This window comes from Janthinobacterium sp. SUN118 (genome assembly GCF_030397695.1).
Taxonomy (GTDB): Bacteria; Pseudomonadota; Gammaproteobacteria; order Burkholderiales; family Burkholderiaceae_D; genus Janthinobacterium.
In genome coordinates this window covers 374,715-397,866 of the sequence record NZ_JAPUBV010000005.1, presented here as the reverse complement: position 1 = coordinate 397,866, position 23,152 = coordinate 374,715, and the positions used below count along the sequence as shown (strand labels likewise).

8 protein-coding genes are annotated in these 23,152 nt (G+C 67.5%); 5 read left to right on the top strand and 3 right to left on the bottom strand.

What is annotated here, in order from left to right:
• Positions 1-361: 361 nt before the first annotated feature.
• The 3 genes from O0880_RS25625 to O0880_RS25615 form a co-directional block, all read right to left on the bottom strand.
• Positions 362-751, bottom strand: a complete 390-nt coding sequence (locus O0880_RS25625; RefSeq protein ID WP_071324777.1) for a DUF4902 domain-containing protein — start codon at positions 749-751, stop codon at positions 362-364.
• A 156-nt stretch (positions 752-907) separates the two neighbouring features.
• Positions 908-1,309 carry a DUF4902 domain-containing protein gene (locus O0880_RS25620; protein ID WP_289889353.1) on the bottom strand — a complete coding sequence of 134 codons (402 nt, stop codon included), beginning with the start codon at positions 1,307-1,309 and terminating at the stop codon, positions 908-910.
• Between the two features lie 89 nt (positions 1,310-1,398).
• The gene (locus tag O0880_RS25615; RefSeq protein WP_071324776.1) at positions 1,399-1,953 is read right to left on the bottom strand and encodes an acyl-homoserine-lactone synthase; all 555 of its coding nucleotides are present in this window, start codon (positions 1,951-1,953) and stop codon (positions 1,399-1,401) included.
• 36 nt (positions 1,954-1,989) lie between these two features.
• Here O0880_RS25615 and O0880_RS25610 point away from each other — a divergent pair, with 36 nt between their 5' ends.
• The 5 genes from O0880_RS25610 to O0880_RS25590 all read left to right on the top strand — a co-directional run bounded on the left by O0880_RS25610 (position 1,990) and on the right by O0880_RS25590 (position 23,150).
• Positions 1,990-2,298, top strand: a complete 309-nt coding sequence (locus O0880_RS25610; RefSeq protein ID WP_289889352.1) for a hypothetical protein — start codon at positions 1,990-1,992, stop codon at positions 2,296-2,298.
• Between the two features lie 118 nt (positions 2,299-2,416).
• Positions 2,417-3,136, top strand: a complete 720-nt coding sequence (locus O0880_RS25605; RefSeq protein ID WP_289889351.1) for a LuxR family transcriptional regulator — start codon at positions 2,417-2,419, stop codon at positions 3,134-3,136.
• A gap of 404 nt (positions 3,137-3,540) precedes the next feature.
• Entirely contained in the window at positions 3,541-5,199 is a 1,659-nt protein-coding gene (locus O0880_RS25600; RefSeq protein ID WP_289889350.1) for a fatty acyl-AMP ligase, read from the top strand.
• Positions 5,200-5,265: 66 nt separating this feature from the next.
• Positions 5,266-5,517 carry an acyl carrier protein gene (locus O0880_RS25595; protein WP_289889349.1) on the top strand — a complete coding sequence of 84 codons (252 nt, stop codon included), beginning with the start codon at positions 5,266-5,268 and terminating at the stop codon, positions 5,515-5,517.
• Positions 5,514-23,150, top strand: a complete 17,637-nt coding sequence (locus O0880_RS25590) for a non-ribosomal peptide synthetase (protein WP_289889348.1) — start codon at positions 5,514-5,516, stop codon at positions 23,148-23,150. The genes O0880_RS25595 and O0880_RS25590 overlap by 4 nt, the downstream gene beginning before the upstream one ends.
• The last annotated feature ends 2 nt before the right edge of the window (positions 23,151-23,152 follow it).

Here is a 23,152-nt window from a genome sequence, read left to right as displayed (position 1 = left end):
CCCTTCCCATCCCGAACAGGACCGTGAAACAACTTTGCGCCGATGATAGTGCTGCAACCAGTGTGAAAGTAGGTTATCGTCAGGCTTGTTATACGCAGTAGAGAAAAACCCCGCCAGCAATGGCGGGGTTTTTTTTCGTCTGACGCTTTTGTTTTTATGTTTGCTGGCCTGAACCCATGATGAAAAAGCCGGAATGGCGGCAGAATTGGCTCATCTTGGGGGGCATCCCGGATGCGGTTTTCACGGCTGGGTGGGCGATGCGCTGGCGTTAGCTGGCGTTATCGCGCCCAGTTGGGGATCGACAGGCGTAAAAAAGGCACCGCCATGCGGTGCCTTTGTATTTTCAGGATACTAACAGGCGCTAGTGGTGATAACGCGAGGCGATATGGTGTTCGGCTTCGCCTTGCCAGGCCAGGGTATCGACAAAGCCGGCCAGGGCGGCGTTGCTGCGTGCCGGTCCCAGGTCATCGTCATTTTCGTTTTTCAGCATGCAATTGCTGCGTGGTTCACCCAGGCGTGTCAGGCGCACGGCGCCATCCGTTACCTTCATGATCCAGTCCCAGCCGATTGAAATGGCAGGAGTCGTATCGCTGACCCATTCCGTATAACCAGTGATGACGGTGGCCGCCGCCGATTCGGCGGTACACGCCGGCATATCTTCATCCAGACCCGATGTCAGGTGAATCAGCTTGACGGCGCCAAGCTGGGTAAGCGAAAGACGGATATAACCGTCCGGAGAGATCGTTAGCATGGATGTGAAACAGAACAGGGATAAACAAGTGATGCGCAATCGCGCACTAAGGACGGATTTTCGGGGGCGCTACCAGCAAGTCTCATAGTATAAGGCCCTGCCGTCGCTATTCATGTTTTTTGTTAATATATTTGTTAAATTCATCGGTTTCTTTTTTTAATTACTGTAACGTTCGTTCACATAATTCAAGGTGGTCGGTTGCCAGTTGAGGCCATCGATGAGCACTTCAAGCAGCAGCGCCGTCTTGGCCGTTCCCAGATCCATGCGCGCTTCGCTTTGCAGCATGACGTTGCTGCTGGCGTCGCCTACGCGCGTCAGCTGGACATGGCGGCTATCACCCTGCATTTGCCAGTCCCAGCCAATCGAGACCCCCTGGTTGCCATCGGCAATCCACTCCGTATAGCCGGTGATGGCGGTGGGGATCGCGCCTTCTGCCGGCATGCCGGCCATGTCTTCGTCGAGACCGGAAATCAGGTGGATCAGGCTGATATCCTGCAGCTCCGCGAAGGAAAGGTGTATATAGCCAGACTCCGACACGAGCAATCTGTTTTTGTCCATGGAACCTCCGAATATCAGACCGCGAGGTCATTGGTGGGCGAGTCCCGTCCTTGCCTGCGCCGTCAACACGGGCGATGGCGGGATATTGCTTAGTCGATTTCAATCCAGCATGCAAAAATCGGATGGCCACCGATGATCATCGGCGGACCCGCGCGGTGGGCATGGACGCCCGTATGGCGCAACAGGCGCTCGATGCCGATCGGCGAGACCGTGATCAGACGCTTCGCGCCATGTGCCTTGGCAATGGCGATCGATTCGCGCAGCAGTTGCGCCGCCACGCCCGAGGAAAACTGCGCCAGGGCGGACGTCTTGCCGCCATTGAAATCCACCGAGGCGAAACGGGAAAGTTCCCAGATATCGGATGAACAGGGAATGGGCTGTCCTTGCATCAGTTCGGGAAAGACTTCACCGAGCAGATAGGGCTGGCTTGTCGGCAAAAGCCGGGCGCAGCCATTGATTTGCCCTTGCTCATCCTTTGCCACCACATACAGGGTATCGGGGCGGTCGAATTGATCGAGTTCCTCGCCATTCTTGGTTTTCAAATCCCACCCGAGTGTTTCCACGAACACCTTGTGGCGATAGTGCGCGAGACTGGTCAGAAGTTCTTCGGGAAGTGCTCCGGTTTTGCCTGTGATTACGTTCATCTGCGCGCTCCAAGTGGTGGTACATCAAGATTCCCAATGGTTGCCATTAAACCTTTTTCAACGAACCCGCATAACTGTCATCTTTTACAGCTCCCCCCATTTTCAGCACGGCTGGTGCTGTATCGCCACCACCTATATCAAATAATCAATATTTTTCTTGCAATGATAAAAAGAGATGCTTATATTCGAGGTTTGCTGCTATTCGGCAATGGATTTGCTGATGTCCATGCCGCATCGCCAAAATTTGGCCAGCAAGAATATTTTGCTGGGTTCTCAAAAGGAGCCCTTGTAAATGCGATGACTGTCATGCCCGGCTTGACCCCATTTTTTCATTTGTCAGGATAGAAAGAAACAAGGGTGCAGCCTATCCTGAGGCAAAAATGGTGTTTGGGACACTGTAAGATCTGACAGTTGCTTTTTTTGCCGGCCATATTGCCCGGCATTCCAGTGTGAGGATGATTCTGTGAAACGTGAAATTGTCTGGCGAGAAGAGCAAAGCGAAGCGTTAACGAATGCCACCACGGAAGAGACGTTTTTCGCCGCCATCGCGAAGGCGGCGCGCGACCTGGGCTTCGAGTACTGCGCCTATGGCTTGCGCATGCCGTTGCCCGTCTCCAATCCCAAGATGTTACTTTTAAGCAATTATTCCACCGAATGGCAACAGCGCTACGCGAGCGAGAACTACCTGGCGGTCGATCCCACCGTTGCCCACGGTATCCAGTCCGCCATTCCCGTCGTGTGGTCGCCGCAATTGTTCGCCAGCTGTCCCGACTTCTGGACCGATGCCAGCGGGCATGGCTTGAAGCATGGCTGGGCGCAATCGTCGTTTGATGCCAAAAGCAATGTCGGCATGCTGACGCTGGCGCGCTCGCAAGAGGAGATTACGCTGACGGAGTTGCGGGAAAATTCCGTACAGCTGTCTTGGCTGGCCCAGGCGGTTCACGAGGGCGGGGTACGGCTGGCCAGCATGAAGCGCGATGCCGAACCGGCCATCACGCTGACGGCGCGCGAAGTGGAAGTGCTGCGCTGGACGGCGGATGGCAAGACGTCGGGCGAGGTGGCCCAGATCATGGATATTTCCGAGCGTACCGTCAACTTCCACATCACCAATTCCCTCGTCAAACTGGGCGTCGTCAATAAAACCGCGGGCGTCGTCAAGGCCGCGATGTTGCGCCTGCTGTAATTTTTTTTTCGCCTCGGCGGGCGCCTTCCGCGTCCAGCCCCTGTCTGCCGTTTTTCCTCTCTGCCCACTGCGGCGCGCCACGTTGTCGGCCCGCGTTTTTCCTCCTCATTTTTCCCTTTCCTGACCTTCACTGTCAAATCTGACAGTTATCTCCGCCTGCGCATTCACGTTTAATGGGCTCCTATAAACACCGCTGTGCATGGTGTGGAGAAGCAAGGTGAACGATGTTGATTCGCCTGCGATGGACGGCTTTTTACGGTTTTCCTGTCTGCCACATCACACATTCCGACCCCTTTTTCGTGTGAGTGACGACTATGCATTTCGCCAGACCAGCCATTTCCCCCGACCGTCTCCGGCCCGCTGCCGGCGCGCTGTCCAATCTGCGCATCGCGGGATAGGCCGCCATGAAAACCTTTCCGGAAATCCTGCTGCAGCGTGCGCAGTCCTCGCCCGACGGCACGGCATACCGCTTCTTCCAGGGCGCCAGCCTGGTCCCCGATGTCCTGACATTCCAGCGCGTGTGGGAAGAGTCCGCGGCATTGGCGGCCCTGCTGCAATCGCGGGGACTGGCCGGCGAGCGCGTGCTGCTGACCTGCAAGTCGCAGCGGCATTTTGTGATCGCCTTCTTCGCCTGCCTGATGGCGGGCGCCGTCGCCGTACCGACGGCCTTGCCGCGCCGCCATGCCTTGCTCGAGCGGCTGCAGGTGTTGTCACGCGACGCCGCCTTCCGCGCCCTGATCTGCGACAGCGACGAAGTGACGCCGGCGCATTTCCACGATGCCCAGGCGGTCAGCGACTGCATCGACATGCGCACCTGGTCCGCGCGTGACGACTTGGCTACCATGGCCGCCAGCTGGACATTGCCTGCGCTGTCCTGCAATGACCTGGCTTTCCTGCAATACACGTCCGGCTCGACGGGCGACCCCAAGGGCGTGATGGTCAGCCATGGCAATCTGGTCAACAACTGCCTGGCCATCGGCCAGGGCATGCAGCTCGATGCCGGCTCCAGCGTGTTTACGGCGCTGCCCCTGTTCCACGATATGGGCTTGATCGGCGGCATCCTGCAATCGATGTACACCGGTTGCAGCGCCAGCTGCATGCTGCCGGCCGAATTCGTCCAGTATCCGGAGCGCTGGCTGCAGATCATTTCGCGTTTTGGCATGACGACCAGCGGCGGCCCCAATTTCATGTACCAGCTAGCCGCGCAAAGCATCCGCGACGAAGATATGGCCGGCCTGGATTTGTCGGCCTGGTCCGTGGCATTCTGCGGCGCCGAGCCGATCCGTCCCGAGGCCATCGACGCCTTCATCCGCAGGTTCGCCTCCGTGGGCTTCCGCCCCGAGGCCTTCTATGCCTGCTACGGCATGGCCGAGTCCACCCTGTTCATCACGGGAGCGCAACGCGGCGCCGGGCTGGAAGTGCAGCAGCGCGACGAGAGCGCCATCGTGGGCTGCGGCCATCCGCGCCACGACACGCACATCGCCATCGTCGACCCCGATAGCCGCCAGCGCCTGGCCGATGGCCTGGTGGGCGAGATCTGGGTGCAGGGATCGAGCGTCGCGCTGGGCTACTGGCGGCGCGCCGAACTGAGCGAACAGTATTTCCACGCCACCATCGCGGGCGAGGGCACGCAGCGCTACCTGCGCACCGGCGACCTGGGCTATGTCAGCAACGGCCAGCTCTTCGTCAGCGGCCGCCTGAAGGACTTGATCATCCACTATGGCAAAAAATACCTGCCGCAAGACATCGAGAACGAAGCCGAACGCAATCACATCGCCTTGCGCGAATCCGGCGGCGGCGCCTTCAGCATCGTCGATGGCGACAAGCAGCGCACCGTGCTGGTGTTCGAACTGAAGCGCGAGTGGCTGCGCCGCCATGCCGAGTGGCCGGAGGTTGCCGCCAGCGTGCGCTCCGCCGTGACGGCGAACCTGGGCCTGACGCTCGACGAGGTGCTGTTCATCAAGCCGGGCGCGCTGCCCCGGACTTCGAGCGGCAAGGTCCGGCGCAACCAGTGCCGGCTCGATTATCTCGATGGCGCGCTGGCGCGTGCCGAAGCTCCCTGATTTCCACCATTCCATGCGCCGCCTGCGGCGCGATAGCCATTGCCTGACTTTTGCGAAGAGAACTCTATGAACCTGTTTGAACAATGCCTGGTCGACCTCCTGGCGGACCTGACCAATGCCGAACGCGGCGCCATTTCCCTCACCACCACCCTGGACCAGCAAGGCGTCGATTCCTTCGTCGCCCTGCGCCTGGCGCGCGCCATCCATGACCGCACCGGCATCGAGCTCGAGCTCGAGACGCTGTTCGATTACCCATCGGTGCACCAGCTGGCGCAGCACCTGCAAGCGCGCGCCGCGCAGACGGCAGGTGCCGTATGAGCGCGCTCGACCTGACCCAATCGTGGTTCCCCCTGTCCGCCGCGCAAAGCAGCCGCTGGTTCCTGTACCAGCTGGACCCGGCCACCCAGGGCACGCACAACAATGGCTTTGCGGCGCGCGTGCAGGGCGCGCTGGACCTGGATGTGCTCGACGCGTCGTTGCAGACGCTGGCCGCGCGCCATCCGATGTTGCGCAGCCGCTTCCGCCAGTCGGCCGGCACGCCGCAGCAAAGCATCGCCGGCAGCGCGCCGGTGCAGCTGATCTGCCGTGATGTCCGGGGCAGCGCAGACGCCGATCTGGCGCGGCAGGTGCAGGCCGATTGCGGCATCGCCTTCGACCTGGCGGCGCCGCCGCTGATGCGTGCGCACTGGTACGCGCAGGGCGCGCAGGATGGCGTGCTGCTGCTGGTGTTCGACCATATCGCCTGCGATGGCTGGTCTTACTGGCAGTTGCTGGACGAACTGGGCCAGCTGATGCGGGGCCAGGACTTGCCTGCCTTGCCGCCGGAGGCCGATTACGCCGCCTATGTCGCGCAACAGCGTGCCTGGCTGGACAGCCCGGCTGCCGAAGCGCAGCGCCAGTACTGGGAGCGGAACCTGGGGGGCGAGCTGCCGGTGCTGCAGTTGCGCAGCGATGTCCCCCGTTCGGGCCGCGTCAGCGGGCGCCGCGACAGCGTCGGCTTTTCGCTGCCGGCACAGTTCGCCGCCGAGCTGCATGCGCTGGCGCGCCGGAATGCCTCGACCTTGTTTACCACCATGCTGGCGGCTTACGGCCTGCTGCTGCGCACCTTGACGGGCCAGGACGATGTCGTGATCGGCACGCCGATGCCAGGCCGCACCAGCCAGCAGTTCGACCAGGTCGTGGGCGACTTCGTCAATCCGGTCGCCGTGCGCATCGCGCATGAGGCGGAGCAGAGCGTGGCCCAGCTGCTGCGCAGCGTGCGCGGCGCCACCCTGCGCGCCATGGCGCAGCAGGACTTGCCGTTTGCCGACCTGGTCGAACGCCTGCAGCCGGCGCGCGAAAACCACGAGCATCCGATTTTCCAGACGGCTTTCGTCTTCCAGAAAGCGCGCCACGCCAGCGACTTGCTGGCCTTGTGGAGCGGCGCCGACGCGGTTGCCGAGTGGGGCGGCGTGCGCCTGCAGTCCTTCCCGCTGCTGCAAAGCGGCGGCCACGCGCACTTCCCGCTGGTGCTGGAAGTGCTCGAACTGGAACAGGGCATCCGCTGCGAACTGAAGTTCGATGCGGACGTGCTGGCGCGTGCCAGCGTCGAGCGCTGGGCCGGCTACCTGGAGTCGCTGCTGGCGCAGATGGCTGCCGACGATCAGCAGGCGCATGCCGCGCTGTCGCCCCTGTCCGCGGCACAACGCCAGCAGTTGCTGGGCACCTTTGCCGGCGGCGCGCGCGATTTCCCCGCCGCCCGCCCCATCCAGCAATTGTTCGAAGCCCACGCCGCCAGCAAGCCCGACGCCATCGCGCTCGCGATGGACGGGCGTACGCTCAGCTACGCGCAATTGAATGGCCAGGCCAACCAGCTGGCGCACCGTTTGATCCAGATGGGCGTGCAGCCTGACGACAGGATCGCCCTGTGCGTCGAGCGCGGCATGGACATGGTGGCCGGCATGCTGGGCATCATGAAGGCGGGCGCCGCCTTCGTGCCGCTCGACCCGGACTATCCTGCCGAGCGGCTCGCCTACATGCTGGTCGATTGCGGCGCGCGCGCGCTGGTGAGCACGGCGCTGGCGTCCGCCGCCTTGCCGCCAACTGCCTTGCCGACCCTGATGCTCGATGCGCAGGACGGCAGCGCGCCCGATGGCAATCCCGATCCGGCGCAGCTGGGCCTCGACGCGCGGCACCTGGCCTACGTGATCTATACCTCCGGTTCGACCGGCCAGCCCAAGGGCGTCATGAATCACCATGCGGGCCTGTGGAACCTCGTGCATGACCAGGTGGCGCTGTTCGGCATCACGCCGGCCAGCCGCGTGCTGCAATTTGCCTCGTGCAGCTTCGATGCCTGCATCTGGGAGATTGCCCTGACCCTCAGCGCCGGCGCCAGCCTGCACCTGGCCACGCGCGAAGCGCTGCTGCCTGGCGCGCCGCTGGTCGACGCCGTGCAGCGTGGCGCCCTGACCCATTTGTTCCTGCCGCCGGCGGCCCTGGCCGCGCTGCCGCCCGATGCCGACCTGGCGACGGTGCAGTCGCTGATCGTCGGCGGCGATGCCTGCCCGGCCGCCCTGGCGCGCCACTGGTCCGTCGGCCGGCGCTTCTTCAATGCGTATGGCCCCACCGAAGCGACGGTGTGCAGCACCGTGTATGAGTACGCGTCCGATTGTCCCGACCAGCTGCCGATCGGGCGTCCCGTCGCCAATGCGCGCATCTACATTCTCGACGGCGCCATGCAGCCGGTGCCGCCCGGCGTGGCTGGTGAAATCTACGTGGGCGGCGCCGGCGTGGCGCGTGGCTACCTGGAGCGTCCGCAGTTGAACGCCGAGCGCTTCCTCGCCGACCCCTTCGTCGCTGGCGCTCGCCTGTACCGCACCGGTGACCTGGCTTGCTGGCTCGCCGACGGCAATATCGCCTACCTGGGCCGCAATGACTTCCAGGTCAAGATCCGCGGCTTCCGCATCGAGCTGGGCGAAGTGGGCGCGCGGCTGCAGGAATGCGAAGGCGTGCGCGAGGCGCTGGTCGTGGCGCGCGAAGACGTGCCGGGCGCGAAGCGCCTGGTGGCCTATCTCGTGCCGGCTGCCGGCGCCGTGCTGGCGCCGGAACGCGTGCGCGCACAACTGGCGCAGGCCGTTCCCGCCTACATGGTGCCGGCCGCCTTCGTGGTGCTGGATGCTTTCCCGCTGATGCCGAATGGCAAGCTGGACCGCCGGGCCTTGCCGGCGCCCGATGCCGGCGCCGCCGTGGCACGCGAGTACGAAGCGCCGCAGGGCGCGCTGGAAGGCGCCATCGCCCAGGTCTGGCAAGAGCTGCTGGGCTTGCAGCGCGTGGGCCGCCATGACCACTTCTTTGAACTGGGCGGCCATTCGCTGATGGTGCTGGAGATGATCGAACGGCTGGCGGCGCTCGGCGTGGCATGCGACGTGCGCGCGGTGTTTGGCGCCAACAGCCTGCAGGCGCTGGCCGCCGTGATTGCAGCCTCCGCCGCGCCGGCCTCCGCCGGCGTGCCGGCCAACGCGATTCCCGCCGGCTGCGAGGCGATCACGCCGCAGATGCTGCCGCTTGTGGCGCTGAGCCAGGCCGACATCGACCAGATCGTCGCCGGCGTGCCGGGCGGCGCGGCCAACGTGCAGGACATGTATCCGCTGGCGCCGCCGCAGGAAGGCATCCTGTTCCACCATCTGCTCGAGAGCGAAGGCGACGCCTATCTGCTGCGCGCCGCGTTTGCGCTCGATACGCGCGCCCGCCTGGATGCCTACCTGGCCGCGCTGCAGCAGCTGGTGGAGCGCCACGACATGCTGCGTACCAGCTTGCGCTGGGAAGGATTGGCGCAGCCGCTGCAGGTGGTGCAGCGCCATGCGCAGATGGAAACGCGTAGCGTGGAACTCGATGCGGACGGCGATTGCGAACAGCAGTTCCTGCAATTGTCCGATCCGCGCCACGTGCGCCTGGACTTGCGCACCGCGCCGCTGATGCTGGCCTATGCCGCACAGGACCCGCGCTCCGGCGCTTGCTACCTCGCCATCCTGATCCATCACCTGGCTTGCGACCACATCACGCTCGACATCCTGCTGGCCGAAGTGCAGGCCATCCTGCGCGGCGAAGGCGGCAAGCTGCCGCCGGCCTTGCCGTACCGCGATTTCGTGGCGCGCGCCAGGGCGGTGCCGGCGGCGCTGCACGAGGCGTATTTCCGCCGCCAGCTGGGCGACGTGACCCGTCCCACCATGCCGCTGGGCCTGTCCAACGTGCAGGCCGACGGCTCGCAGGCGGCCGAGGCGCGCCATCTGCTGGGCGCCGCGCTGAGCGCGCGCGTGCGCCGCGCCGCCAGCGGCAACCGCACCACGGCCGCCGCGCTGTTCCACGTGGCGTGGGCCCAGGTCCTGGCCCAGCTGTCCGGCAGCGACGACGTGGTGTTTGGCACCGTGCTGTCCGGCCGCCTGCAGGATGTCGAGGTGCAGGGCAACCCGGTCGGCATGTTCGTCAATACCCTGCCGGTGCGCGTACAGCTGGGACGGCGCAGCGTGCGCCAGGTGCTCGACGCCACCTGGGGTAGCCTGAGCAGCCTGCTCGAACATGAGCAGGCATCGCTGGCGCTGGCCCAGCGCTGCAGCGGCGTGGCGGCAAATACGCCGCTGTTTACAGCCTTGCTGAACTACCGCCACAGCGCGCCGTCGAGCATCGATGGCGCCAGCGTCGCGGCCGGCGAGGGCATGCGTTTTCTTACCGCCGAAGAGCGCACCAACTATCCGTTCACCCTGAACGTGGACGATGCCCGCGACGACTTCGTCCTGACGGCACAGTGCGTCGGCGGCATCGCGCCGCTGCAGCTGGCGCATTACACGGCCGCCGCGCTGGCGCAGCTGGTCGAGGCGCTCGAGAGCGCGCCGCTGCAGCCGCTGCGCCACGTCGGCGTGACGCCGGCCGCCATGGCCGACGTGCCGGCCGCGCTGCGCGGCCCGTCGCCGCAAGCCTTGTCGGCCCACCAGAATCGCATGTGGTTCATCGACACCTTCGAAGCCGGCAGCCTGTATCCCGCCAGCCCCGTCTACCATAATATTCCGCTGCTGCTCGCCTGGCACCGTGCGCCGGCGCCGGACGTGCTGCAAGCGGCGCTCGACGCCATCGTCGCTCGCCATGACGTGCTGCGCAGCCGCATCGGCATGGCCGGCGAGACGGTGGTCGCCAGCCTCGATCCGCAACTGTCCATCGGGCTCGAACATATCCGCTGCGAGGCGGGCGACGTGCATGCGCGCGCCATCGAGGCGAGCCAGCAGCCATTCGACTTCATCGGCGGCGCCCTGCTGCGCGCCGTGCTGGTCGAAGGCACGGACGGCAGCAGCGTGCTGGCCGTCTGCGCCCACCACGCGGTGGCCGACCGCCGTTCGATGCAGCTGATCGGACAGGAATTGCTGGAATTGTGCGCCGCCCAGGAAGAGGGCCGCGCGCCGCAGCTGCCTGCGCTGGCGCTGCAGTACGCCGACCATGCCGCGTGGCAGCGCGATTTCCTCGCGCAGCACCGCGACGAGCTGCTGTTCTACTGGCGCTACCAGCTGCGCGGCCAGCTGCAGGCCATGGAGCTGCCGCTGAACCGCCCGCGTCCGCTCGTGCATACCTTCACGGCCGCGCGCCATGCCTTCGAGCTGGCGCCCGGCCTGACGGCGCGGCTGAAGGCCGTGGCGCGCCGCCACGGCGTGAGCCATGCTGCCGTGCTGCTGGCCGCGTTCAATGCCCTGCTGCGCCGCTATGCCGGACATGACGAGCTGGTGGTGGGCACCAGCGTCGCCTGCCGCAACGCGCCTGGACTGGAACACATGGTCGGACCGCTGGCCAACCTGCTGGTGATGCGCAATGCCTGTCCTGCCGGCGCCACCCTGGCGTCGCTGCTGACGGAGGTCGAGTGCCAGCTGCGCGACGGCCTGCACAGCCAGGAAATGCAGTTCGACCAGCTCGTGCTGGCGCTCAAGCCCGAGAAGGACATGAGCCGCACGGCCCTGTTCGACGTGCTGTTCCAGTTCGACGAGGCCGCGCCGCAGCAGCTGCAGGCGGGCGGGCTGTCGGCCGCGATCATCGAAACCAACCTTGGCTACGGCAAGAACGACCTGCACCTGTACCTGCATGACGCCGGCGGCCAGTGGGCGGGCAAGCTGGTGTACAACGCCGACTTCTTCGATGCCTGGCTGATGCGGCAGATGATGCGCCATTACCAGGTGCTGCTGCAGGCGCTGGCGGACAACGACGGCGCCGTCATCGACAGCGTGCCCCTGCTGGACGCGGACGAAGAGCGGCAGCAGCTGGCGACGTGGAACCAGAGCGCCGCCGCGTGGCCGCGCGAGGCCACCATCCACCAGCTGATCGAGGCTCAGGTGGAGCGCACGCCGGACAGCATCGCCGTCAGCTGCGGCGAGACCCGCCTCAGCTACGGCGACCTGAACCGCCGCGCCAACCGTCTGGCGCACCAGCTGCGCGCGATGGGCGTGGGCGCCGACGCCATGGTGGCGCTGTGCCTGGGCCGCTCGGCGGACCTGCTGGTGGCGATGCTGGCCGTGCTGAAGGCGGGCGGCGCCTATGTGCCCGTCGACCCGGCCTATCCCGCCGAACGCATCGCCTATGTCATGGACGATTGCCGCGCCGTGTGCGTGATCGCCGGCGACGACGTCAGTCCGGCGCTGTTCCCGGCCGGATTGCCGGTCCTGGCGGTGGCTGCCGCGCAGGCCTTCCCGGAAGAGAACCCTGCGCCGCTGGCCGGCGCGTCGAGCCTCGCCTACGTGATCTATACCTCGGGTTCGACCGGCATGCCGAAGGGCACCATGCTCGAGCACCGCAACGTGGTGCGCCTGCTGGTCAACGACCGCCTGCAATTCAATTTCGGCGCCGCCGATGTCTGGAGCCTGTTCCATTCCTGCGCCTTCGATTTCTCCGTGTGGGAGATCTATGGCGCGCTGCTGCACGGCGGCCGCGTGGCCATCGTGCCGGAAGAAGTGCGGCGCGACCCTGCCGCCGTGCTGGCCCTGCTGGCGGCCGAAGGCGTGACGGTGCTGAACCAGACGCCGACTGCCTTCTATAACCTGATCGCCGAAGCCAAGCGTCAGCCCGGCCTGATGCTGCCCGCCCTGCGCTACGTGATCTTCGGCGGCGAGGGACTGGATCCCGTCAACCTGCAGGATTTTGCCGCCCGCTACCCGCACGTCGCCCTGATCAACATGTACGGCATCACCGAGACGTGCGTGCACGTGACGTTCAAGCGCATCACGGCCGCCGATATCGCCTCCAATTCGAACAATATCGGCACGCCGATCCCCACCACCAGCACCCTGATCCTCGGGCCGCAGCAGCAATTGCTGCCGGTCGGCGTGGTCGGCGAAATCTATGTCGGCGGCGATGGCCTGGGACGCGGCTACCTGAACCGCGAGCAGCTGACGGCGGAACGCTTTATCGCCCATCCATGGCAGCCAGGGCAGCGCCTGTACCGCTCGGGCGACCTGGGCAAGCTGCTGGAAAACGGCGAGATGGCCCATCTGGGCCGCATCGACGAACAGGTGCAGCTGCGCGGCTTCCGCATCGAACTGGGCGAGATCGAAGTGCGCCTGGCCGCCTGCGATGGCGTGCAGGAAGCCGTCGTGATGGTGCGCGAGGATGCGCCGGGCGACAAGCGCCTGGTCGCCTACCTGATCGCGGAGCAGGGCGCCGAACCGTCGGCCGCCGCGCTGCGCCAGCAGCTGTCGGCCGTGCTGACCGACTACATGGTGCCGTCGGCATATGTGACGCTGGCGCGCTTCCCGCTGACGGCGAACGGCAAGCTCGATCGCAAGGCCTTGCCGGCGCCGGACCAGTCGGCGCTCGTGGCGCGCCAGTACGAAGCGCCGCAAGGCGCGGTGGAGTGCGCGATTGCCGCCATCTGGCAGGAGCTGCTGGGCGTCGCCCGCGTGGGCCGCAACGACCAGTTCTTCGAACTCGGCGGCCATTCCCTGACCGTCATCACCCTGATCGAGCGGCTGCGCCAGCAAGGCATGGCGCTCGACGTCAAGCATGTGTTTACCGCGCCGACCTTGTCGGCCATGGCGCAAGCCGTCGGCCGCGCGAGGCAGGGCGACGCCGCCGCGACGGTGCCGGCCAACGCGATTCCCGCCGGCTGCCAGGCCATCACGCCGGCCATGCTGCCGCTGGTGGCGCTGGAGCAGGAACACATCGACGCCCTGTGCGCCAACGTGGCGCAGGGTGCGGCCAACATCGCCGATATCTATCCGCTGACGGCGCTGCAGGACGGCATCCTGTTCCATCACCTGCTGGGCGGCGAGGGCGATGCCTACCTGCTGCGCTCGATGCTGTCGTTCGAGCAGCGCGGCACGATGGATGCGTTCCTGTCGGCCTTGCAGGAAGTGATCGACCGCCACGATATCCTGCGCAGCAGCGTGCACTGGGCAGGCTTGCCGCAGGCCGTGCAGGTGGTGCAGCGCGACGCCCAGCTGGCCGTGCACGAGATCGCCGTGGCGCCGGGCGCCGATGCGCTGGCGCAGTTGTGCGCGCAGACGGATCCGCGCGCCATGCGCATGGATTTGCGTGCCGGCCCCCTGCTGGCCGCCTACGTGGCGCACGACGCCGCGACGGGCGCCTGGCTGATGGCGCTGCAGAATCACCACCTGGTGTGCGACCACGTCACGCTGGAATTGATCATCGGCGAAATCCGCTTGATCCTGGCCGGCCAGGGCGCCGCATTGCCGGTGCCGCTGCCATACCGCAATTTCGTGGCCGAGGGACTGGCGCAGCCGGCCAGCGCGCATGAAGCCTGGTTCCGTGAACAGCTGGGTGATATCGATGAACCTACGGCGCCATTCGGCCTGCTCGACGTGCGCGGCGACGGCAGCGATGTAGCCGCCGCCGAACTGGCCTTGCCGGCCGAGCTGGCGCACGCCATCCGCGCCGCGGCGCGGGCCCACGGCGTGACGGCGGCGGTGCTGTTCCACGTGGCCATGGCGCAGGTGCTGGGCAAGTGCAGCGGCCGCGACGACGTGGTGTTCGGCACCGTGCTGTCCGGCCGCCTGCAGGGCTCCAGCGGCGCGGACCGCGTGCTGGGCATGTTCATCAACACGCTGCCGCTGCGCGTCTCGCTGGCGCAGCGCGACGTGCGGCAGGTGGTGACGGAAACCTATGCGCGCCTGTCGCAGATGCTGAGCCACGAGCAAGCTTCGCTGGCGCTGGCGCAGCGCTGCAGCGGCGTGGCCAGCCCGCTGCCGCTGTTCTCCGCCTTGCTGAACTACCGCCACGGCAATGCCCTCGACAGCGCCGACGGCAGCGCCGGCATGGGCTTGTCCGGCATCACGCTGCTGGGCAGCGAAGAGCGCACCAACTACCCGCTGACCGTCTCGATCGATGACCTGGGCGCAGGCTTTGCCATCCATGCGCTGTGCGCCGCGGGCATCGATCCGCTGCGCGTGGCGCAGTATGTGCAGCAAGCCGTGCAGGGCCTGGTGGCCGCGCTGGAGGCGGATGCGCCGGTGGCCATCGGTACGCTGCCGCTGCTGCCCGCGGCCGAACGCGCCATGCTGCTCGACGGCTTCAATGCCGGCGTGCGGCCATGCCCGCACGACCGGCTGGTGCACGAACTGTTTGCCGACCGCGCCGCTGCCCAGCCGCTGGCCGTGGCGCTGCGCCACGACGGGCAGTTCATCTCGTACGGGGAATTGAACCGCCGCGCCAACCGCCTTGCGCATCATTTGATCGGACTCGGCGTCGCTGCCGGCGACCGCGTGGCCATCTGCATCGAGCGCGGCGCCGACATGGTGGCCGGCCTGCTGGGCATCCTCAAGGCGGGCGCCGCCTATGTGCCGCTCGATCCGGCCTATCCTGCCGAGCGCCTGGCGTTCATGCTCGACGATACGGCGTGCACGGTGGTGCTCAGCCACAGCGCGCTGGCGCCGGCCCTGCCGCTGGACGGCCGCGTGCTGCTGTGCGTGGACGAGATCGATGCGCTGCTGGTGCTGCAGCCGGACAGCGATCCGGCGCCGCGCGCCACGGCCGACGACCTGGCCTACTGCATGTACACGTCCGGCTCCGCCGGCCGTCCGAAGGGCGTGGCGATTCCGCACAAGAGCATCCTCGGCTTCATGCTGGGCGTCGACTATGTCGATTACGCGGCCGATTGTGTTTCGCTGCAGTACTCGTCCGCCTCGTGGGATGCGCTGACCCTGGAACTGTGGCCCGTGCTGGCCCATGGCGGCTGCGCCGTGCTGTATGCGGGCGCCAATCCGACGCCGCAGGAAATCGGCGCGGCGGTGCAGGCGCACGGCGTGAACCTGATGTGGATCACTTCGACCTTCTTCAACGCCATGGTCGATGCCGACGTGGCGCTGCTGCGCGGCGTGCGCCAGCTGATGGTGGGCGGCGAGCAGGTCTCGGCGGCGCATGTGCGCAAGCTGCAGCGCGCCTGTCCCGACATCCGCCTGGTCAATGGCTACGGTCCGTCCGAGTGCACGGTTTTCAGCAGCTGCTACGTGGTGCCGGCCGGCCTGGCCGACGACGTGGAACTGCTGCCGATCGGCCGCCCCATCGGCGACCGCCGCATTTACCTGCTCGACCGCGATGGCCAGCCCGTGCCGCTGGGCGTGGCCGGCGAGCTGCACGTGGCCGGCGACAGCGTGGCGCAGGGCTACCTGAACCTGCCGGAGCTGACGGCCGAGCGCTTCATCGCCGATCCGTTCGGCCCGGCCGGCAGCCGTTGCTACCGCAGCGGCGACCTGGCGCGCTGGCGCGCCGACGGCAACCTGGAATTCGTCGGCCGCGTCGACCACCAGGTCAAGCTGCGCGGTTTCCGCATCGAGCTGGGCGAGATCGAAGCGCGCCTGAAGCTGCTGGACGGCGTGCGCGAGGCGGTGGTGCTGGTGCGTGAAGACACGCCGGGCAACAAGCGCCTGGTGGCGTATGTGCTGGCGCAGTCGCAGGCCGTGCTGCAACCGGCGCAGCTGCGCGAACCGCTGGCTGCCCAGCTGCCGTCGTACATGGTGCCGGCCGCCTTCGTCCTGCTCGATGAGCTGCCGCGCACGTCGAACGGCAAGCTGGATCGCAAGGCGCTGCCGCAGCCCGACCAGGCTGCGCTGGCCATGCGCGAATACGAGGCGCCGCTGGACGCCGCCGAAACGGCCATGGCCGCCATCTGGCAAGACCTGCTGGGCGTGGCCCGCGTGGGACGCCAGGACCAGTTCTTCGAGCTGGGCGGCCATTCGCTGCTGGTGGTGGCGCTGATCGAGCGCGTGCGCAAGGAAGGCATGCAGCTCGACGTGCGCAGCATCTTCAGCGCGCCGACCCTGTGCGCCATGGCGGCCGCCGCCACGCGGCAGGCGGCACCGGCCTTCGTCGTGCCGCCGCCGCAGATTCCCGCCGATTGTGCCGCCATCACGCCGGAGATGCTGCCGCTGGTCGCCCTGAGCCAGGCCGAGATCGACCTGGTCGCCGCCAGCGTGCCGCAGGGCGCGGCCAATATCGCCGACATCTATCCGCTCGCTCCGCTGCAGGAAGGCATCCTGTTCCATCACCTGCTGGAGTCAGGGCGCGACGCCTACCTGCTGCGTTCCGTGTTTTCCTTCGATTCGCAAACGCGCCTGGAGCGCTACCTGGAAGCGATGCAGGTGGTGATCGCGCGCCACGACATCCTGCGCAGCGCCGTGCGCTGGGAAGGCTTGCCGCAACCGGTGCAGGTGGTGTACCGCCACGCGCCGCTGCCCGTGGAAACCCTGCAGCTGGCCGCCGGCGGCGATGCGCTGGCCGAGCTGCTCGAGCGCACCGACACGCGCAAGCTGCGCCTGGACCTGCGCCGCGCGCCGCTGCTGGCCTGCCATGTGGCGGCCGACCCGGAGTCTTCGCGCTGGTTCCTGGTGCTGCTCAGCCATCATATGGTGTGCGACCACGTGACCCTGGAATTCATCGTCGATGAAATCCGCGCCATCCTGGCGGCGCAGGAATGCGGGACGCAGCCGGTCTTGCCGCCGGTGCTGCCGTACCGTAACTTCATCGCGCACACCCACGCCGTGCCGGCCAGCGCGCATGAAGCGTATTTCCGCGCCCAGCTGGCCGACATCGACGAGCCGACGGCGCCGTACGGCCTGCTCGACATCCAGGGCGACGGCGGTCCCGTCGACGAAGTGCGCGAGAACCTGTCGCCGGCGCTGGCCGCGCGCCTGCGTGCCGCCGCACGCACGCATGGCATCAATGCCGCGGTGCTGTTCCATGTCGCCGTGGCGCAGGTGCTTGGCCATTGCAGCGGCCGCGAAGAAGTGGTGTTCGGCTCCGTCCTGCTGGGCCGCCTGCAAGGTTCGGAGGGCGCCGACCGCGCCCTGGGCATGTTCATCAACACCTTGCCGCTGCGCGTCTCGCTGACGGGCCGCAGCGTGCGCGACGTCGTCCTGCAGACCTACCAGCGCATGAGCGAACTGCTGGCGCACGAGCAGGCGCCGCTGGCGCTGGCCCAGCGCGCCAGCGGCGTGGCGGCGCCGTTGCCGCTGTTTAGCGCCCTGCTGAACTACCGCCACAGCCAGGTCGCCACGGCCCACGACGGCGGCGACGATGCCGACCAGATCCTCGATGGCATGCGCGTGCTGCGTACGGAAGACCTGACCAACTATCCGCTGACCATGCGCGTCGACGACATGCCGCACGGCTTTGCCGTGACGGCGCAATGCAGCCAGGGCATCGACTCGCGTCGCATCGTGTCCTACCTGCAGACGGCCTTGCTGGGCCTGGTGGAGGCGCTGGAAAGCGCTCCCGCCACGCCGGTGGCGCAGCTGTCGGTGCTGCCGGCAGCCGAGCGCCAACTGCTGCTCGACGGGTTCAACGGTGCAGTGCTGGCGCCGCCGCAGCAGCAGTGGCTGGCGCACCAGTGGTTCGAGCACCAGGCCGCCGCCAGCCCCGATGCGCCGGCCGTCGTGTATGCGGGCGAGTCGCTCAGCTATGCTGAATTGAACCGCCGCGCCAACCAGCTCGCCCATCACCTGCTGGCGCTGGGCATCGCGCCCGACGACCGCGTCGCCATCTGCCTCGAGCGGGGCGTGGCCATGGCCGTCGCCTTGCTGGGCGTGATGAAGGCCGGCGGCGGCTATGTGCCGCTCGACCCTTCCTATCCGGCCGACCGCCTGGCCTACATGCTGGAAGACTGCGCGCCGGCCGCGCTGGTGAGCCAGTCGGCCCAGCTCGACCTGCTGCCGTGGATCGCCGCGCCGGTGGTGGCGCTGGACGAGGACGCGAAGAAAATCGCGCGCCGCCCGGCGACCAATCCGGTGCTCGAGGCCCTGCTGCCGCGGCACCTGGCGTATGTCATCTACACCTCCGGTTCGACCGGCATGCCGAAGGGCGTGATGATCGAGCACCACAACCTGATGGCGTCGACCCGGGCCCGCAGCGCCGTGTATGCGCCAGGCCAGCGTTTCCTGCTGCTGTCGTCGATCGGCTTCGACAGCTCGATCGCCGGCATCTTCGGCACGCTGGTGTCGCAAGGCACCTTGCACATCGGCAGCCAGGCCGTGGCGCAGGATCCCCAGCTGCTGGCGCAGTACATCGCCGCCGAAGGCATCACCAGCCTGCTGTGCGTGCCCTCGCTGGCGCGCCTGATCCTCGACCACCTGCCGCAGCAGCATGCGCTGCAGGCGCTGATCGTGGCTGGCGAAGCCTGTCCGCCGGTGCTGCGCGCGCAGGCGGCGCGCGTGCCGGGACTGGCGCTGTACAACGAATACGGCCCGACCGAGTGCACCGTGTGGGCCAGCTACTGGCTGTGCGGCGCGGCGGACACGGGACCGGTGCCGATCGGGCGCCCGATTGCGCATACCCGCATCTACATCCTCGATGCCCACGGCCAGCCGGTTGGCCTGGGCGTGACGGGCGAGCTGCACATCGGCGGCGCCGGCGTGGCGCGCGGCTACCTGTTCCGGCCGGAACTGACGCAGGAGCGTTTCATTGCCGATCCGTTCGCCGCGCCAGGTCAAGCGGGCGCGCGCATGTACCGCACGGGCGACCTGGGACGCTGGCTGCCCGACGGCAGCATCGAGTACCTGGGCCGCAATGACTTCCAGGTGAAGATCCGCGGCTTCCGCATCGAACTCGGTGAAATCGAGGCGCGCCTGGGCGAGTGCGCCGGCGTGCGCGAAGCGGTGGTGCTGGCGCGCGACGACCAGGGTGGCGACAAGCGCCTGGTGGCCTATCTGCTGGCCGACGAGGGCGCGGCCGTGCCCGTGGCCGCGCTGCGCGAGCAGCTGGCCGCCGTGCTGCCGGCCTATATGGTACCGTCGGCCATCGTCGTGATGCAGGCTTTCCCGCTCACGCCGAATGGCAAGCTGGATCGCAAGGCGCTGCCCGCGCCGGACCAGGAAGCGATGGCGGCGCGCCGCTATGCCGCGCCGCAGGGCGCGGTGGAAGAGGCGATCGCGCAGATCTGGCAGGACTTGCTGGGAATCGAGCGCGTCGGCCGCCACGACCACTTCTTCGAGCTGGGCGGCCATTCGCTGATGGTGGTGTCGCTGATCGAGCGCCTGCGTCCGCACGGCCATGCGGCGGACGTGCGCATGGTCTTCAACGCGCCGACCCTGGCCGAACTGGCGAGCGCGCTGGAGCAGAGCGGCGCGGCCGCCTTCGAGGCGCCGCCGAACCTGATCGCGGCCGGCTGCGACGCCATCGTGCCGGCCATGCTGCCGCTGGTGGCGCTGAGCCAGGAAGCCATCGACGGCATCGCCGCCGGCGTGCCGGACGGCATGCGCAACATCCAGGACATCTATCCGCTCGGTCCCCTGCAAGAAGGCATCCTGTTCCAGCATCTGCTGGAAAGCGAGGGCGATTCCTACCTGGCGCGGGTGGCGATCGAATTCGACAGCCGCGACCGCCTCGACGCCTTTTTGTCGGCGCTGCAGACGGTGATCGACCGCCATGACATCCTGCGCACGGCCGTCTTCTGGGACGGCTTGCCGCAGCCCGTGCAAGTGGTGCTGCGCCATGCGCCGCTGCCGCTGGCCGAGCTGGCGCTGGACGGCGAGGGCGGCGCGCTGGCGCAGCTGCTGCAACGCGTCGATCCGCGCTACGTGCGGCTGGACCTGACGCGCGCGCCGCTGATGTCGGCCACCATCGCCGCCGATCCGCAATCGTCGAAGTGGCTGCTGGTGCTGCTCGACCATCACCTGATCTGCGACCACGTGACGATGGAATTCATCCTGGCCGAGATCCGCCTGATCCTGCAGGAGCGCCATGGCGACTTGCCGGAGGCGCTACCGTACCGCAACTTCATCGCGCTGACCCATTCCGTCAGCGAGGACGAGCATGCGGCCTGGTTCCGCGCCCAGCTGGGCGACGTGGAGGAGGCGACGGCGCCGTTTGGCCTGTTCGGTCCGGCGCACGACGAGGAGCGCATGGGCGCCTTCCAGCAGCACCTGGCGCCGGCGCTGGCGGTGCGCATGCGCGAAGCGGCGCGCCAGCACAAGACCACCCTGGCGGCCCTGTTCCATGTGGCCTGGGCGCAGGTGCTGGCCAGCCATGCGGGCAGCGACGATGTCGTCTTCGGCACGGTGCTGTCGGGCCGCCTGCAGGGTTCCAGCGGCGCCGACCAGGTGCTGGGCATGTTCATCAACACGCTGCCGATCCGCATTTCGCTCGGTGGCGGGCGCAGCGTCGCCCGGGTACTGGACGAAGCGTACGGCCGCCTGACGGAACTGCTCAGCCATGAACAGGCGCCGCTGGCCCTGGCCCAGCGCGCCAGCGGCCTGCCTGCCGGCACGCCGCTGCTCAACGCCCTGTTCAACTACCGCCACAGCCAGCTCGTGCACAGCCCGGACGGCACGGTGGAAGCGCTGATGGAATGGGACGGCATGCGCGTGCTGGCGGCCGAGGAGCGCGGCAATTATCCGTGCGAGCTGACGGTGGACGACATGGGCGAGGGCTTCGCGCTGACCGTCCAGTGCTACCGCGAACATGGCCCCGAGCGCGTGTTCGGCTACCTGCTGCACGCCATCGGGCAACTGGTGGCGGCGCTGGAAGGCGATGCGCAGCAGCCTTTCGCGGCCCTGGACCGCCTGCCTGCCGCCGAGCGCGCGCATCTGCTGCATGGCGTCAATCCGCCGCCGCGGGTGCATACGCCGGGCATGCTGGTGCACCAGCTGTTCGAGGCGCAGGCGGCGGCGCAGCCCGACGCGCTGGCGCTCGAACATGCGGGCCAGCAGCTCAGCTACGGCGAGTTGAACCGTCGCGCCAACCGCCTCGCGCACGACTTGCTGGCCCGCGGCGTGGCGCCGGACGACCGCATCGCCGTGCACCTGCCGCGCAGCGTGGAAATGATCGTGGCGCTGCTGGCCGTGCTCAAGGCCGGCGCCGCCTATGTGCCGCTGGACCCGGCCTATCCGTCGGCGCGCCTGGCCTACATGCTGGCCGATTGCGCGCCGAAGCTGGTGCTGTCCGACAGCGCGCTGGACGTGGCCGTGCCGGTGCTGCCGGCCTCTGGGCCGCAGGACGGTCGCGACGACAATCCGTCGCCGCAGGCGGCCGGCCTGCTCGAACGCCACCTGGCGTATGTGATCTATACGTCGGGATCGACGGGGCAGCCGAAGGGCGTGATGGTCGAGCACCGCAACGTGGTCAACATGATCCACGCGGCGCTGCGCAACAGCCGCCTGACGCCGCGCGACCGCATGCTGCAGTTCTCGTCCGTCAGCTTCGACAGCGCCGTGGAAGAAATCTTCACGCCGCTGGCGGCCGGCGCCGCGCTGGTGCTGTGCCCCGTGGGCATGCTGGTGCCCGACCGCGCCTTCCTCGACTTCGTGCAGGACAGCGCCATCACCGTGGCGGAACTGCCGACCGCGTTCTGGCACCAGTGGGCGCAGCAGGCGCGCGACCCTGGCGTGCCGCGCTGCCCGCAATTGCGGCTGGTGGTGGTGGGCGGCGAGAAGGCCGAACGGCGCCACCTGGCGACATGGATGGCGGCCGACGGCATGGCCCATTGCAGCTGGCTCAATACCTATGGCCCCACCGAGGCCACCGTGTATGTCACCGGTTCGATGTTCGATGGCGCCCAGGCGCTGCCGTCCGGCGATATCCCGATCGGGCGTCCGCTGGACAACACGGCGATCTACCTGCTCGATGGCGAAGGCCGCCTCGTGCCGCCGCAGGCCGTCGGCGAGATCTGCATCGGCGGCGCCGGCGTGGCGCGCGGCTACCTGCTGCGGCCGGACCTGACGGCGCAGCGCTTCGGCAACGATCCGTTCTCGGCGGCGCCCGGCGCGCGCCTGTACCGCACCGGCGACCTGGGACGCTGGCTGCCGGACGGCCAGCTCGAGTACCTGGGACGCAATGACTTCCAGGTGAAGGTCCGCGGCTACCGCATCGAGCTGGGCGAGGTGGAAGCGCGGCTGGCCGAGTGCGATGGCGTGCGCGAAGCGCTGGTGGTGGCGCGCGACGACGAGGCGGGCGGCGACAAGCGCCTGGTGGCGTATGTGCTGGCCCGCGACGGCGCGGCGCTGGCCGTTGCCGCGCTGCGCGAGCAGCTGTCGGCGCGCCTGCCGGCCTACATGGTGCCGGGCGCCTTCGTCGAACTCGATGCCTTCCCGCTCACGCCGAACGGCAAGATCGACCGCCAGGCGCTGCCGGCGCCCGGTGCGCAGGCCGTCGTCAAGCGCGACTGGGAAGCGCCGATCGGCGAGGTGGAAGGCGCGCTGGCCGGCATCTGGCAGCAGTTGCTGGGCATCGAGCGCATCGGGCGCCAGGACCATTTCTTCGAACTGGGCGGCCATTCGCTGCTGGCGATGCGCCTGCTGGTGCGCATCCGCGAAGAGTTTGGCGTCGAGGTGCCGCTGGCCAGGGTGTTCCAGACGCCGACCATCGCCTTCCTGGGCGAACTGGTGGCGCAGGAGCAGATGGCGCGCTTCGCATCGGATGACATCGCCAGGGCCGGCGCCGGCATCGACGACTTGACGGAGGAGCAGCTGCTGGCATTGCTGGCGCAAGAAGATCAATAGGA